The 15,535-nt window shown below is 56.1% G+C and carries 15 protein-coding genes; 13 read left to right on the top strand and 2 right to left on the bottom strand.

The window, feature by feature from the left end:
* Positions 1 to 8 precede the first annotated feature (8 nt).
* The 13 genes from GVO84_RS11765 to dsbG all read left to right on the top strand — a co-directional run bounded on the left by GVO84_RS11765 (position 9) and on the right by dsbG (position 13,788).
* On the top strand, positions 9 to 1,379 hold the full coding sequence (locus tag GVO84_RS11765) for a sucrose-specific PTS transporter subunit IIBC (RefSeq protein WP_159514223.1): 1,371 nt from the start codon (positions 9 to 11) through the stop codon (positions 1,377 to 1,379).
* The gene (locus GVO84_RS11760) at positions 1,379 to 2,785 is read left to right on the top strand and encodes a sucrose-6-phosphate hydrolase (RefSeq protein ID WP_159514222.1); all 1,407 of its coding nucleotides are present in this window, start codon (positions 1,379 to 1,381) and stop codon (positions 2,783 to 2,785) included. Before GVO84_RS11765 ends, GVO84_RS11760 begins: the two co-directional genes overlap by 1 nt.
* Positions 2,786 to 2,813: 28 nt before the next feature.
* Complete coding sequence (locus tag GVO84_RS11755; RefSeq protein WP_121423793.1) at positions 2,814 to 3,830, top strand: LacI family DNA-binding transcriptional regulator; 1,017 nt, start codon at positions 2,814 to 2,816, stop codon at positions 3,828 to 3,830.
* A gap of 89 nt (positions 3,831 to 3,919) precedes the next feature.
* Positions 3,920 to 5,470, top strand: a complete 1,551-nt coding sequence (locus GVO84_RS11750; RefSeq protein ID WP_159514221.1) for a methyl-accepting chemotaxis protein — start codon at positions 3,920 to 3,922, stop codon at positions 5,468 to 5,470.
* A 342-nt stretch (positions 5,471 to 5,812) separates the two neighbouring features.
* Positions 5,813 to 6,943 carry a DNA cytosine methyltransferase gene (locus GVO84_RS11745; RefSeq protein ID WP_159514220.1) on the top strand — a complete coding sequence of 377 codons (1,131 nt, stop codon included), beginning with the start codon at positions 5,813 to 5,815 and terminating at the stop codon, positions 6,941 to 6,943.
* A complete protein-coding gene (locus GVO84_RS11740; protein WP_159514219.1) occupies positions 6,900 to 7,877 on the top strand; it encodes an HNH endonuclease in 978 nt (325 codons plus the stop codon). The genes GVO84_RS11745 and GVO84_RS11740 overlap by 44 nt, the downstream gene beginning before the upstream one ends.
* Before the next feature lie 316 nt (positions 7,878 to 8,193).
* Entirely contained in the window at positions 8,194 to 8,706 is a 513-nt protein-coding gene (locus GVO84_RS11735) for an AAA family ATPase (RefSeq protein WP_159514218.1), read from the top strand.
* 149 nt (positions 8,707 to 8,855) lie between these two features.
* Entirely contained in the window at positions 8,856 to 9,275 is a 420-nt protein-coding gene (locus GVO84_RS11730; RefSeq protein ID WP_121423790.1) for a hypothetical protein, read from the top strand.
* A 5-nt stretch (positions 9,276 to 9,280) separates the two neighbouring features.
* Positions 9,281 to 9,841: an RNA polymerase sigma factor gene (locus tag GVO84_RS11725; RefSeq protein WP_159515640.1), complete on the top strand. Its 561-nt coding sequence runs from the start codon at positions 9,281 to 9,283 to the stop codon at positions 9,839 to 9,841.
* Positions 9,842 to 9,928: 87 nt separating this feature from the next.
* Positions 9,929 to 10,297 carry a hypothetical protein gene (locus tag GVO84_RS11720; protein WP_159514217.1) on the top strand — a complete coding sequence of 123 codons (369 nt, stop codon included), beginning with the start codon at positions 9,929 to 9,931 and terminating at the stop codon, positions 10,295 to 10,297.
* Positions 10,298 to 10,344: 47 nt separating this feature from the next.
* Complete coding sequence (locus GVO84_RS11715; RefSeq protein WP_159514216.1) at positions 10,345 to 12,369, top strand: protein-disulfide reductase DsbD family protein; 2,025 nt, start codon at positions 10,345 to 10,347, stop codon at positions 12,367 to 12,369.
* A gap of 7 nt (positions 12,370 to 12,376) precedes the next feature.
* Positions 12,377 to 12,988: a DsbA family protein gene (locus GVO84_RS11710; protein ID WP_159514215.1), complete on the top strand. Its 612-nt coding sequence runs from the start codon at positions 12,377 to 12,379 to the stop codon at positions 12,986 to 12,988.
* Positions 12,989 to 13,029: 41 nt separating this feature from the next.
* Complete coding sequence (gene dsbG, locus GVO84_RS11705) at positions 13,030 to 13,788, top strand: thiol:disulfide interchange protein DsbG (RefSeq protein WP_121423786.1); 759 nt, start codon at positions 13,030 to 13,032, stop codon at positions 13,786 to 13,788.
* A 40-nt stretch (positions 13,789 to 13,828) separates the two neighbouring features.
* Here dsbG and GVO84_RS11700 read toward each other — a convergent pair whose 3' ends face one another.
* Positions 13,829 to 15,121, bottom strand: coding sequence for a glycoside hydrolase family 10 protein (locus GVO84_RS11700; RefSeq protein WP_121423785.1), 1,293 nt, complete (start codon positions 15,119 to 15,121; stop codon positions 13,829 to 13,831).
* 7 nt (positions 15,122 to 15,128) lie between these two features.
* Entirely contained in the window at positions 15,129 to 15,416 is a 288-nt protein-coding gene (locus GVO84_RS11695; protein ID WP_023335765.1) for a VF530 family DNA-binding protein, read from the bottom strand.
* Positions 15,417 to 15,535 lie beyond the last annotated feature (119 nt).

Raw genomic sequence — 15,535 nt, 5'->3', positions numbered from 1 at the left:
AGGTATCTATGGATTTTAATCAAATCGCCCGCGAGCTCATTCCGCTGCTCGGTGGCAAGGAAAACATCGCCAGCGCGGCGCACTGCGCAACGCGTCTTCGTCTGGTGCTGGTTGATGACGCGCTTGCCGATCAGCAGGCTCTCGGCAAGGTCGACGGCGTAAAAGGCTGTTTCCGTAACGCCGGGCAGATGCAGGTGATTTTTGGCACGGGCGTGGTCAACAAGGTTTACGCCGCGTTTATTCAGGCGGCGGGGATTAGCGAATCCAGTAAGTCGGAGGCCGCGGACCTGGCGGCGCGCAAGCTGAACCCGTTCCAGCGCATTGCCCGTCTGCTCTCCAATATCTTTGTCCCGATCATTCCCGCGATTGTGGCATCCGGCCTGCTGATGGGCCTGCTCGGCATGGTGAAAACCTACGGCTGGGTCAATGCGGATAACGCCATCTACATCATGCTGGACATGTGCAGCTCCGCGGCGTTTATCATTCTGCCTATTCTGATCGGCTTTACCGCCGCGCGGGAATTTGGCGGCAACCCGTATCTCGGCGCGACGCTGGGCGGCATTCTGACTCACCCGGCGCTGACCAACGCCTGGGGCGTGGCCTCCGGCTTCCACACCATGAACTTCTTCGGCCTTGAGATCGCGATGATTGGCTATCAGGGCACGGTATTCCCGGTGCTGCTGGCCGTCTGGTTCATGAGCATCGTGGAGAAAAACCTGCGACGCGTGATTCCAGACGCGTTAGACCTGATCCTGACGCCGTTCCTCACCGTCGTTATCTCCGGTTTTATCGCCTTGCTGATTATCGGCCCGGCGGGGCGCGCGCTGGGCGACGGCATCTCCTTTATCCTGAGTACATTAATTGCCCACGCGGGCTGGCTGGCGGGTCTGCTGTTCGGCGGGCTGTATTCGGTGATTGTGATCACCGGCATTCACCACAGCTTCCACGCGATTGAAGCCGGGCTGCTGGGTAACCCGTCGATTGGCGTTAACTTCCTGCTGCCTATCTGGGCCATGGCGAACGTGGCGCAGGGCGGCGCCTGTCTGGCGGTGTGGTTCAAAACCAAAGATGCCAAAATCAAAGCCATTACCTTACCGTCGGCGTTTTCTGCGATGCTGGGCATCACCGAAGCGGCCATTTTTGGTATCAACCTGCGCTTTGTTAAGCCGTTTATCGCCGCGCTGATTGGCGGCGCGGTGGGCGGGGCCTGGGTGGTCTCAGTCCATGTCTACATGACCGCCGTTGGGTTAACCGCTATCCCGGGCATGGCCATCGTGCAGGCCAGCTCGCTGCTCAACTATATTATCGGCATGGTGATTGCCTTCGGCGTGGCGTTTACCGTCTCACTGCTGCTGAAATATAAAACGGACTCTGAATAATGACGTTACCTTCCCGCTGGCCTGCGATCCTGCAGGCCGTTATGAAAGGCCAGCCGCGGGCGCTGGCGGATAGCCACTATCCGCAGTGGCACCCCGCGCCGGTGACGGGGCTGATGAACGATCCCAACGGGTTTATCTGGTTTGCCGGCCGCTACCACCTGTTCTATCAGTGGAACCCGCTGGACTGCGAGCATCGGTTTAAATGCTGGGGGCACTGGAGCTCTGCGGATCTGGTGCACTGGCGGCACGAGCCGCTGGCGCTGATGCCCGACGAAGCGTATGACCGCAACGGCTGCTACTCCGGTAGCGCCGTGGATAACCAGGGCGTCCTGACCCTGTGCTACACCGGCAACGTCAAGTTCGATGACGGCAGCCGCACGGCCTGGCAGTGCCTCGCCGTGGAACAGCCGGACGGGACCTTTAAGAAGCTGGGGCCGGTGCTGGCGCTGCCGGAAGGCTACACCGGACACGTGCGCGACCCGAAGATGTGGCAGCACGACGGAGAGTGGTACATGGTGCTCGGCGCGCAGGATGTGCAAAAGCGCGGCAAGGTGCTGCTGTTTAAGTCAGCCGATCTGCACGCCTGGGCGTCCTGCGGGGAAATCGCCGGTCACGGGGTCAACGGCCTGACGGATGCGGGGTATATGTGGGAGTGTCCGGACCTGTTCGCGCTCGACGGAACGCACATCTTGATCAGCTGTCCGCAGGGGCTGGCGCGCGAGCCGCATCGCTATCTCAATACCTATCCGGCTACCTGGACGAGCGGGACGTTTGACTATGCAAACGCTGCGTTCGATCACGGCGATCTGCACGAGCTGGACGCGGGCTTTGAGTTTTACGCTCCGCAAACGACGCTGGCGGAAGACGGGCGACGCATTCTGATCGGCTGGATGGGCGTACCGGACGGGGAAGAGATGCTTCAGCCAACCCGGGCGCATGGCTGGATGCACCAGATGACCTGCCCGCGTGAATTACGCTATCGCGACGGCAGGCTCTGGCAGACCCCGGCGCGCGAGCTGGCGGCGCTGCGCGAAGATGAGCAGCGCTGGCAGGGGCGCGCCAGCGAGGCGCCATGCCTGGACGCGACGCGCCTGGAGTTTGAGCTGTGCGCATCGCAGGTGAATGTCGATTTTGGCGGCGCGCTGCGTCTCACGGTCGATGAGCAGGGTATACGTCTTGAACGCGCGAGCCTGAAAACCGGTGAAACGTTGACCCGCTACTGGCAGGGCGACGTCACTCATTTGCGCGTTCTGTGCGACCGCTCCAGCGTTGAAATTTTCATCAATCACGGTGAAGGGGTGATGAGCAGCCGCTATTTTCCTGACCATCCGGCCCGGGTGCGATTCGAAGGTGCGTCCGATATCACATTACGCTACTGGTCGCTGCGCGCCTGCATGATAGAATGAGGGTTTTGGCAGCCGGATCTAAGTCGTTGTGAGAAAAACAAAACGCGTCACCATTAAAGACATCGCGGAGCTGGCGGGTGTGTCAAAAGCCACCGCCAGCCTGGTCCTGAACGGGCGCAGCAAAGAGCTTCGCGTGGCGGAAGAGACGCGCGAGCGCGTGCTGGCGATTGCAAAAGAGCACCACTATCAACCCAGCATTCACGCCCGGTCGCTGCGCGATAACCGCAGCCACACCGTTGGTCTGGTGGTCCCGGAGATCACCAACTACGGTTTTGCCGTGTTTTCTCACGAGCTGGAAACGCTGTGCCGCGAGGCGGGCGTTCAGCTGCTGATCTCCTGCAGCGATGAAAACCCGGGGCAGGAGACGGTGGTGGTGAACAACATGGTGGCGCGTCAGGTGGACGGGCTGATTGTGGCCTCCAGCATGCTTAACGATGCGGACTACCACAAGCTGAGCGAACAGCTGCCCGTTGTCCTGTTTGACCGCCACATCAACGACAGCGCGCTGCCGCTGGTTATCACTGATTCCATTACTCCAACGGCGGAACTGGTGGCCGACATTGCGCGCCAGCATCCTGATGAGTTCTACTTCCTCGGCGGCCAGCCGCGCCTTTCTCCGACGCGCGACCGTCTGGAAGGGTTTAAGCAAGGGCTGCGTGATGCCGGTGTGGAACTGCGCCCTGAGTGGATCATTCACGGCAACTATCACCCGAGCTCCGGGTACGAGATGTTTGCTGAACTCTGCGCCCGTCTGGGGCGTCCGCCGAAAGCGCTGTTCGCCGCCGCTTGCGGGCTGCTGGAAGGGGTGCTGCGCTATATGGGCCAACACAACCTGTTGCAAAGTAATATCAGGTTAGCCAGTTTTGACGATCACTATCTCTACGATTCGCTGACGATCCCCGTGGATACCATTCGTCAGGATAACCGTCAGCTGGCGTGGCACTGTTTTGATTTAATTAGCAAATTGATCGAAGGGGAGACGCCGCAGCCGCTGCAACGGAAACTGGACGCTACCCTGCAGCGACGCTATAAGTCAGCGAAATAGCCCGGCTCGATACTTCAATAACTTTAATTAATTTAAGTTTTGGAAGCGCCGATAACCATAAGGAATAATTCTCCTTGAGGTATTGGTTTATGTCGTTGAAAAAGTCGTCCCTGATCGTCCTGTTCTCGCTGCTTTTCTTCTTTGTTGTCAGCACTGTGACCAGCGTTGGCCTCATCATTAAAAGTAATAATTCCCTGGATAACGTCAACAAAGAGATCCAGGTTGTTCTGTCCATTATTGACCCTATCAACCATAGCCGTACGCTGCGCGTTCGGGTGATGGAGTATGTGAAGATGGTGGAAGCGGGCAACTCGGCGGACGGGGCTGCAAAGCTAACCGCCGTGAAAGAGGCGCTGACTAAAGCGGACCACGCTTTTGCGGCCTTTATGGCTTCGCCGCGTCTGACGGATGAAGCGCCGCTGGTGACTGCCTATCAGGACGCCTGGCAAAACTACCGCAACCAGGGACTGGCGCCGCTGATCGATGCCGCCGAGGCGCACGATGTGGCCAAATTTAACGCGCTGATCCCGGAAGTCTCCCGCCTTGACCGTCAGTACGAGATCGTTCTCGACCAGGTCCTTTCCGTCCACCAGAAATACGCCAAAAGCCTGAATGAAGATGCGAGCAGTAACTTCGTCTCCGGCCTGGCGATCATTGCCGCTATCGCCAGCCTGTTTGTGGTGGTGATTGTCGCCGTCAGCCTGCTGATGAAGCGCTTTGTCTTTGCACCGGTCAACCTGGCGCGTGAGCACTGCAGCCAGATTGCAGCAGGCAAGCTGGACGTTCCGGTGCCGGTCAAGGGGAGCGCACATAACGAAATCGATCATCTTATGAGCTCGATGGAGCAGATGCGTCAGGCGCTGCTGGAGACCATCGCCCAGGTGCGCGACGCGAGCCATACCGTAACGCACGCGGCGCAGGAGATTGCCTCCGGGAATATCGACCTGGCGTCACGTACCGAACAGCAGGCTTCCGCGTTGACCCAGACGGCGGCCAGCATGGAAGAGCTGAGCGCGACGGTGGCGAACAATACCGACAACGTTTACCAGGCCGGTAAACTGGTACAGGACGCGGTGAAAAATGCCCACACCGGCGAAGCGGTAACCCGCGAAGTCATCGACACAATGAATACCATCGCGGCGAACTCGAAGCGCATCGAGGACATTACTAGCGTGATTAACAGCATCGCCTTCCAGACCAATATTCTGGCGCTGAACGCGGCGGTTGAAGCGGCGCGCGCCGGTACGCAGGGTCGCGGCTTTGCGGTCGTGGCCAGCGAGGTACGCACCCTCGCGCAGAAAAGCGCGGTGGCGGCCAAGGACATTGAGAGCCTGATTGCGCAGTCGGTTTCCAGCGTGAAAAACGGTGCGGAACTGGTGAACCGTTCGGGCGAGGTAATTGATTCGATTATTTCGTCGGTGAATAAAGTGAATACGCTGATGGAGCAGATCTCCGTCGCCTCCGAGGAGCAGAGCCGCGGGATCAGCCAGGTCGGGCAGGCGGTGACCGAGATGGATGGCGTCACCCAGCAGAACGCTGCGCTGGTGCAGCAGTCCGCTGCGGCAGCGGCCTCGCTGGAAGAGCAGGCGCAGCAGCTTTCACGGAGTATTTCGAGTTTTAGTTTGCCGGTGCAGGCTTGATGTAAGGTTTTAAGGCTCCTTAGGGGCCTTTTTTGGCTGGCGAGGTGGGAGCTAAACGCCCTGGCTCGTGGGGCAAGGGTGAAATGTGGTAATAAAAAATTCAGGTTTATCAATGAAGATGAGGGGCTTTTTTTCTTTTAGATTAGGTGGCATGTTCCAGCCGTGGTTGGGCTCCCCCAGAGGTTGAGAAAGAACATCAGTCACTGGTCAATCAGACTCATTTTCTATTAGAGCCATGCTTGGCAAATTTGAGGATATAATCGTACACTGTACATAAAAACAGTCATATCTTATGATACACTCGTAGAAAGTTATCTATGTCAGAATCAGGAATGTATTTTAATGAGTACAATCAAGAAATTAAAGGTCATCGATCTGTTTTGTGGTGCAGGCGGGTTGTCCTGCGGCTTCATGAAAGATGCAAATGGCGCTCATTTCGAAAGCATTCTTGCACTTGATAACGATAAAGCTGCGATAAAGACCTATAACGCAAACTTTGGTAATCATGGGATTGTTGCGAACATCGACGAGTGGATCGCTGACAATCCGATCCCCAAGGCCGACATTGTCATAGGTGGGCCGCCATGCCAAGGTTTCAGCTTGTTAAATAAAAACCGCGAAGGTGACCATCGTCGTGCACTATGGGAGCCGTATATGGATATCATTGAAAGGTCTTCAGCTTCAGTTTTTGTCATGGAAAACGTTCCAGGGTTACTGACGAGTGATGAGTTTGTAGATATCTGTGCTCGAGCAGAAAGTATGGGGTTTGTACTACTGAATCCTTGTGTGCTTAATACCGCTGATTATGGCGTTCCTCAGACCCGTAAGCGTGCTATTGCCATTGGGATAAAGAAACAACGATTTAATCTCAATACTATTCCTCGTTTTCCACCTTCGCCGTCTCATCAAAATCCGGAAAAGCCGGGTGTACTCCCTGCCTGGTTAACTGTAAAAGATTTCATCGATGATCTTCCTACGCCAGTAGGCACAGAAATTCGGGATGTTAAACCTCCATTAGATCTTCATTTTGGTAGAAATCCGACGGCACTATCGCAAGAGCGCTATCGTGCCGTTCCGTTAGGTGGCAACAGATTTGACTTACAAAAAAACAGGCCTGATATTACCCCTGCATGTTGGATAAAGAAAACATCTGGCGGCACAGACCTATTTGGTCGATTGTGGTGGGAACGTCCATCTGTAACCATTCGAACTGAATTTTTTAAGCCGGAGAAAGGACGCTATCTCCACCCAGAGGAACACCGTCCAATCACGCATCGTGAAGCTGCGCGATTAATGAGTTTTCCGGATAGTTTTGTTTTTAAGGGAACGAAAACAGAAATTGCTCGTCAGATTGGTAATGCTGTTCCACCTGTTTTTGCCCAAAGAATTGCTTCATATGTTATCAATTTAATGGAATGCAGAATTAAACATGGCGAGAAGATCGAAGAAGAGCGAACCGGAAACGCTGCGTAAACAGCTCTTAGCACTAATTACAGATTTCGAGCATAAGTTGCTAGAGGAATCCTTAAGGGAACAGGTACTTACCCTCGTTCCCGCAAACCATTTGTTACGCGATTTAGGCAGTTCTCTATTGAATGAGGAAAACTGCAATTCTGCACGAGATCGCATCTTAGCATACTTACTGAAATACCCCCGAGCCATCATTCACGGTGATGAATTAATGGTTGTCGCAGGTATAAGTGAATATGCCCGCAGAATCCGTGAATTGCGTGTTCAGTTCGGCTGGTCAGTTTTAAGTGGAACGACACTTAAAGAGATGATTGATCAGCAGGAAATCACTCTTGAAGAACTCAACATTACATCTACAAATTGCCTCAAAACCGACGTTTATGCTTTGGTGGCAACGGGGCAGGATAGAGAGGCTGCACTACGGTGGAATGAAGCAAATATACTTCGCCGCAGCAAAATCTCAACGAAAGACAAAATCCTTTCCTATCTTCGAAAAAATGTAGGCCGTCCTGTTACTGGTGAAGAGCTGCGTTACCTTGCAAACGATAGTAAGGAATGGGCTCGCCGAACCCGTGAATTAAGAACAGAAGATGGTTGGCCTATTGCTACTAAAAACTCTGGTCGTCCGGAGCTGGATGTAGGAGCTTATTTACTTGAAGAGGACCGGCAGGCGGAAGTTCATGATCGCAAAATTCCTGATCCCGTTCGTGTAAGTGTTCTTGAGAGAGATAACCACTCATGTAGAAACTGTCATTGGTCGCATAGCAAAAAAACGGCTAATGACCCCAGAACGTTCCTTGAGTTGCATCATATAGAACACCATGCCCATGGTGGTGACAACACGCTTGCTAACCTTATAACGCTCTGCAACGTCTGCCATGACGAAGTCCACAGGAAAAAGATTCCTAAGGAAGACTTAATTAAATTGCTACAATAATTTCTAAAAAGGCCGCTTGCGCGGCCTTTTTTCTCCTATAAAAAGATGTAGGCGCTACAGAAGTAGTGTCTCTTATCGTTACCACTGAAGTGATTAAATTTCGGGAATACAATGGCATTGCTTCTGCATTCAGAGTATGCAGATGTGGTCAATATGTGGATGTGGTGTGAGATAAATACTTTTATTTCATTGGGTTGAATCGTATTGAGAGCGGCTTAGATGCCTTGTTAGTCTACGAAGTAACCATTTCTAAATAATGTGGAATGTCTCTCTGAAGGAAGCAAAAATTCATCATTAATTATCACAAGGGAAAATTATGTTAATTATTTTTAGTGGGCTACCCGGCAGCGGAAAAAGCACTGTTGCAAAAATAGTCACTCAAAGGCTGGGGGCAGTATATCTGCGGGTTGATACCGTTGAGCAGGCCATTCGTTCGGTCTCTGAACCTGGGCAAAAAATTGGGCCGGAGGGATATTTTGCCCTCTATGGTTTAGCAAGCGAGAATCTTAAGCTGGGCTCCAACGTTGTGACCGATTCCGTTAATGATATTAACCTTGTACGAGATGCTTTCCGCAATATTGCTCTGTCGTTGAATGTCCCTTTCCTGGAAGTTGAAATTGTCTGCTCAGACGAAAAAGAACATCGTTATCGCGTAGAGAACAGAGTATCTGATATCCCGGGACTCACGCCTCCTGACTGGGAAAGGGTAAAAAACCGTGAGTATGAACCCTGGGAGAGAGAACATCTCATATTGGACACCGCCCTGTTATCAGCGGCAGAGTGTGCAGATAAAATCCTGGAAATTAAGAACGCTCTAAACCGGCCTTAAACGGTGAACAAGCGCCAGCAATGGTTTTCACGGGGCGTGTGAAAATACGCTCCCCGCAAAATTATTCATTCACCCCAGCAATATTTCCCTTCCTCATCCGTCTACCTCATCACAAGCCATAATCAGTTACTGTAAATGAGGTAGACACCATGAGAGATTTTGATATGCACGGCAGAGGTCACGGGCGCGGATTCGGCCGCCACCGTATGGGTAAGGGTTTAGTCATTGGCGCGGTGATTTTCATCGTGCTCGGCCTGGTGGTGATGACCCTGTGGAACGCCTTGCTCCCGACCATTCTCGGCGTAAAAGCCATTGGCTTCTGGCAGGCGCTGGGCATTCTGGTGCTGAGCCGCATTCTGTTTGGCGGGTTAGGTTTCCGCCCGGGGATGTTTGGCGCGCATCGCCGGATGCACGAGCGGTGGATGAATATGACGCCAGAACAGCGCGAGGCGTTTATTCAGCAGCGCCGCGAAGGGTTTGGTCGCCACGGCCGCGGCCACTGCGGCTGGCACGGTCATCGTGACGATAAACGCGACGACGCCACGCCAAAAGCGCCGGAAGCAGAGTGAGCGAAATGAAAGCCGGGGAGGCGGGCGGATCCATGCTGATGTCGGCGCTTAATGCCTGCCGAGCCCGGCTGAAAGCCTTCATTCGCGGGCGGACGTCCGTTCGCGATGATGCCGACGACATTTTGCAGGAAGTGACGTATCAGCTGATGAAAGTGGAGCAGCCGGTCGAAAACGTCGCCGCCTGGCTGTTCCGCGCGGCGCGTAACGAGATGACCGACCGGGCGCGTAAAAAGCGCGAGGTGTCACTCTCCGGCTATTTTACGGGCGTAGACGAAGAGGGGGGCCCGGAGGACGAGCTGGCCGAAACCCTGTTCGGCGTCCCGCACACGCCGGAAGAGGAGTACCTCAAAACGCTGCTGTGGGAAGAACTGGGGCAGGCGCTGTCTGAACTGCCGCCGCCGCAGCGTGAGGTGTTTGAAAAGACCGAACTCCACGGTTACAGCATTAAAATGCTGGCAGAGGAGACCGGCGCCAGCGAACAGGCGCTATTATCCCGCAAGCACAAGGCGGTGCTTTTTCTGCGTACGCGGCTGCGGGACGTCTATGACGCGCTGACGGGCGAATAGCGGCGACAGACAAAACCTTACACTTCCGGCACTTGTAGATTCATCACTATCGTTTATGATCGGGGCGTCTTGTTACTCTGGAATGTTATGCGCAACCGTCAGCTCCTCGGAAAATGGCTTTTGATCGTCACCTGTCTCGCGATGGCGCTTTGCCTCGTGCAGCGTGCGGTGATGCTCAACCATTTTTTACAGGGACTGGATCCGCAAATTTCTCTGAGCGCAGATGCCCCGGCTAGCAGCAGCACCGAGCAACCCGGCCCGTCGCCTTGTCAACTTGGCGCACACTCGCTGCTTTGCGCCCAGCCGCTGTTCTTCGACGGCGCGCTACCGGCCATTATTATCTTCTTCGCGCTGCTGCAGCTGTTTACGCAAGGGCGGGCATTTGCTCCCGCAGAACAGCCCGTTCAGGCACCACCTCCCCGAATACACCTTAAAAACTGCGTTTTCCGTGAATGAAAATCATCGTCCTCACACGATAATTTTCACTGTTCACGGAGTAAAACATGCTTAACCTCTTCAGGGGATTCGTCTTCCTGTGGCTGTCCTGCATCGGCATTGTCCATGCGGCGGACACAGGCTGGCAGGTTTCCCCACAAAACGATCACGCCCGCATCCGCTTTCAGGCGGAGAGGGAACAAACGCACATTAAAGGCCTGCTCACCGTTGAGCTGAAGCCCGGCTGGAAAACCTACTGGCGATCGCCGGGCGAGGGCGGCGTAGCGCCGAAAATCAGCTGGCCGGAAGGCGTGACGGATAGCTGGTCCTGGCCGGTCCCGTCGCGCTTCGATATCTCCGGCATGACCACGCAGGGCTATCACGATAAGGTCACTATCCCGATCGCACTCGACGGAGTGAAGGGCAACACGCTCGACGGAACGCTCACGCTCTCGACGTGCAGTAACGTCTGCCTGCTGACGGACTACCCGCTGCGTCTCGATTTTACCCAGCCGATGGACGAGGGCTTCAGTAGCGAGTTCGAGCAGGCGATGCGTGCCGTGCCCGGTACGTCAGGCGTATCCGCGGATCTCTCCGCCTGGCTCGCTGGCGACAAGCTGGTGATTACCGGCACGACGGACGGGAAGTGGGATAATCCGGGGATCTACTTTGACCCGCTGGAGGGTGACATTCTTCCCGGCGAGCCGGTCATTAAACACGACGGCAATACGCTTCGGGTGACGGTACCCGTGACCGACGAATGGGGCGATAAACCCGCCTCGCTGGAAGGCAAAACGCTGTCGTTTGTGCTGACCAGTGGCGGTCACGCGCAGCAAACCACCATGACCGTTGGCGCGACGCCAGCTACGCATTCTGCGCCGGAAGGGACGGGCAAAATGGTGCTCTTTGCGCTGCTGGGCGGGCTGATCCTCAACCTGATGCCCTGCGTGCTGCCGGTCATGGGCATGAAGCTTAACAGCATACTACAGGCGGGCTCGGACAGGCGCGCGATCAGGCTGCGGTTTCTGGCCACCAGCGCCGGGATCCTCACCTCCTTTATGCTGCTGGCGGGGATGGTGACCGCACTGAAACTTGCCGGGGCGTCGCTGGGGTGGGGCATTCAGTTCCAGAACCCGTGGTTTATTGGCCTGATGGTCGCCGTCACCTTCCTGTTTGCGCTGAACCTGTTTGGCGCGTTTGAGATGCTGCTGCCTTCAGCCGCCACGGGACGGCTGGCTACGGCAGGGGGATCGGGGATCGGCGGCAGCTTCTGCGAAGGAATGTTCGCCACGCTGCTGGCGACGCCGTGCTCCGCGCCGTTCCTCGGTACCGCGGTCGCCTTTGCTCTTGGCGCACCGCTGCACTCCCTGTGGCTGATTTTCCTGATGCTCGGCGTGGGCATGAGCCTGCCGTGGCTGTTTGTCGCTCTGGTGCCGAAAACGGCCATGCTGCTGCCGAAACCCGGCCGCTGGATGAACACGCTCAAAGTCATCCTGGGCCTGATGATGCTGGCCTCCAGCCTCTGGCTGGCAACATTATTGGGCGTGCATCTGGGTGAGTCGGTCAGCCAGATGGTGATGCTGGTGCTGATCGCCGTCGCGCTCGCGCTGTTCGCGCTGAAGGGGCAAAAATCCTCACCGCTGTTCTGGCTCGTGGTCATCGCGCTGTCGGCGTTCGGCGGGTATCAGGCGCGCGGGCTGCTTAACTCCCCGTCTGACGCCGTGGCGCAGAATGTCGCTCAGACTATCCCGTGGCAGCCACTCAGCGAGGAAGCCATCCAGCAGGCGCTGGCGCAGGGAAAACGGGTGTTTGTGGATATCTCGGCGGACTGGTGCGTGACCTGCAAAGTCAACGAGCATCGGGTGCTGAATCAGCCGGACGTTATTGCCGCGCTGCGCCAGCCGGACGTGGTGGCCCTGCGCGGAGACTGGAGCCAGCCGTCCGCGTTTATCGCGGAGTTTCTGGCGAAGCGAAACCGTTACGCCATTCCGTTTAACGCAGCGTATGGCCCCGGTCTGCCCGATGGCGAAATCCTCTCGCCGCTGCTGGACAAGCGCACCCTGGTCACCACCCTGAACAACGCAAAAGGCTAAACGTGTTATGAAAAAACTCCTTATTACGCTTCTGCTCCTGCTGGCCCCGGTTCAGGTGTTCGCTGCCCAGCCGCTGACGCCGGACCAGGAGCAGCGTGCGCAGAAGATGATCGCTGATTTCCTGTTTAACGATCCGAACTCACCGCGCATCGGCGCGAAAAACCCCAAGCTCACCCTGGTGGTGTTTACCGACTACAACTGCCCGTACTGTAAAAAATTCGATCCCTATCTGGAGAAGATTGTTGAGAAATACCCGGACGTCGCGGTGGTCTTTAAGTTCTTACCTTTCCGCTCGGAAAGCTCGCTGACCGCCGCGCGGGATGCGTTAACGCTCTGGCGTCAGGATCCCGGGCAGTTTATGAAGCTGAACCATACCCTGATGGCCAGGAAGGGGTACCACGATGACGCCAGCATTCAGGAGGCGCAGAAGCGGGCGGGCGTGAGCGTCACGACGCCGGACGAGGAGAGCCTGATGACGATCAAGCGCAGCCTGATCGTCGCGGAAAAAATGGGGATCCAGGGCACGCCCGCCACGCTAATCGGCGAGGGACTGCTGCCCGGCTGGGTGCCGTTTGAACAATTCGACGAAATGGTCAGTGACGCACTGAAAAACCGCTAACCTGAAGGGGGCGGAATGCCCCCGACAAACCGGAGAGGGAAATGAAAAAATTACTGTTACTTTCAGCGCTGGCGACGTCAGGGCTGGTACAGGCCGCTGATGCCATACCGGAGGTGGTGAAGCACTTCGGCGAGCAGCAGAACATTAAAATCATTAAGAAGCTGGATGCACCCGGCGGGGCACCGGCCTGGCTGGGGCAGTATCAGGACATGGGCGTGACGCTGTTTTTAACCCCGGACGGCAAGCACGTCATCTCAGGCTATCTGTACGATGACAAAGGGAAAAACCTCAGCGAAGGCTATTTCCAGAAAGAGATTTACGCCCCGATGGGACGCGAGATGTGGAAGAACCTCAACGCGGCGCATCCCCTGAAGGAAGGGGCGGATAACGCTCCGCGTAAGGTCTTTGTGTTTGCCGATCCGTTCTGTCCGTACTGCAAGCAGTTCTGGGCCGAAGCGCAGCCGTGGGTGAAGGCGGGCAAGGTTCAGCTCAACACGCTGCTAGTGGCGTTTCTCAACCCCAACAGCGGACGTAACGCCGCCGCGATTCTGAATGCGAAAGATCCGGTTTCGGCCTGGCGCGAATACGAGCTTTCCGGTGGGAAAAAGTTACCTAAGCCAGACGGCGAGGCTTCCCGTGAAACGGTAGCTATCCTGCAGAAGCACCAGACGCTGATGGACAGCCTGGGCGCTAACGCCACGCCGGCCATTTACTATCTGAATGCGGAAAATGAGTTGCAGCAGGTGGTCGGTATGCCGGATGCGCAGCAGCTTGAGGCGATGTTTGGGCCGAAGCCGTAAAAAAACAGGCAGAAACGGGGCGTTTCTGCCTGATAGTCTCTTAGCTTCCCCAGCGTCCTTTCAGGTAGTTCACCGCCTGCTGCGTCTGCGGCTGGTTCAGGTAATCTTCCCGAAACAGGATGGTGCCATTCACGTTGGGCAGCGAATCGTTGAGATCGAGCTGCTTTTTCAGCTCCGGCACGCCGCCCTGAACCGTCCAGTCCGGCTCATTTCTCGACGGCTCGCCCACCTTGTAGAACGCAATGCCGATATACAGGCGAGTGTGGGTCGGCTTCACGACGTCGGCCCACCATTTGGTCAGCACGTCGTAGCGCGCGGCATCCCGTGAGAAGGGCCAGTAAATCTGCGGAGCGATGTAGTCCAGCAGGCCCTGCTGCACCCACTGCCGCGTATCGGCGTAGGACTCATCATAGGCCGCGGCGCCGCGGGTATCAGAGCCTGCCGGGTCAAAGGAGCGGTTGCGCCACACGCCCGCCGGGCTGACGCCAAACTCAACGTCGGGCTTGGTCTGTTTAATCGCGCGGGACACCTGCACGATCAGCTGCTGCGTGTTGTGTCTTCGCCAGTCGGCCTTTGAGGCAAATCCCTGACCGTATTGCCGCCAGGTCTGTGCGTCATTGAGCGCTGAACCAGGCGTTTCGGTATAGAAGTAATCATCAAACTGCACGCCGTCTACCGCGTAGTTCGCCACCACTTCGGTCACCACGCGGGTGATCCAGTCCCGAACTTCCGGAATGCCGGGATCGAGAACAAAGCGGTCGCCCGAGATGCGCACCCACTCAGGGTGCTGGACATAGACGCTGGACGGGGTCTGATAGGCGGTCCGGTTCAGGGCGGCGATGGTTGACGGTTTGGTGTTGGTCGACACGCGGTACGGGTTGAACCAGGCATGGACCTTCATGCCGCGCTTGTGCGCTTCATCCAGCATAAACTGCAGCGGATCGTATCCCGGATATTCGCCGACGTTGCCCGTCAGCATATCCGACCACGGTAAAATTTTTGATGACCAGAGGGCCGTGCTGTCCGGCTTCACCTGGAAAAACACCGTGTTAATACCGAGGTGCTTAAGGTTGTCGAGCTTGCTGGTCAGCGCCTGCTTTTGCATCGCGATGCGCTGGTCCGCGCTGCGGCCGTTCACCGAGGCCACCGGCGGCCAGTCGAGACGAGAGACGGTTGCCAGCCAAATCCCGCGCATCGGCTCGTTTGCCTGCTGCGTCGGTTTGCTCGCGGTGGGGAGCGGGGTAACCAGTGATTTGGGTGGTTTTGAGGAGCAGCTCACAAGTAAAAGCGCGCAGCCAGCCAGCGCACCAATCCGTTTTACGTGTCGCGTCATTTGCGTATTAGCTCTTGATAATCCGACTGTTGGCCCAGGGATTAAAGGCGGGCTCCGCCTGTTCTGTGCTTGCCTCATCGTGGAGGGAGTCCAGATACAGGGCTTCCACTTCCGCGCGCGCCCACGGGGTGCGGCGCAGAAATTTCAGGCTCGATTTAACGCTGGGATCTTTTCTGAAACAGTTAATTTTGATGCGGTCGCCCAACTCGCTCCAGCCATATTTCGCCACCAGAGCGTTGACCATCATCTCCAGCGTTACGCCATGCAAAGGATCGTTAGAAATGTGTGCAGTCATAGGTGTCCGGATGTCTCAATGTTTGTGGGGGCAGGGTTACCGGTAAAAGGGTACAAGAAAGTGGAGGAAGCGGCAACAAACCTACCTTATTTGAGCGTCATGAATTTTAGCCAAAACGG

It is taken from the genome of Enterobacter sp. SM3 (assembly GCF_009811935.2).
GTDB lineage: Bacteria > Pseudomonadota > Gammaproteobacteria > Enterobacterales > Enterobacteriaceae > Enterobacter > Enterobacter asburiae_D.
Note: the sequence above shows the minus strand (reverse complement) of the source record. Positions and strands in the feature narration are given on the sequence as shown.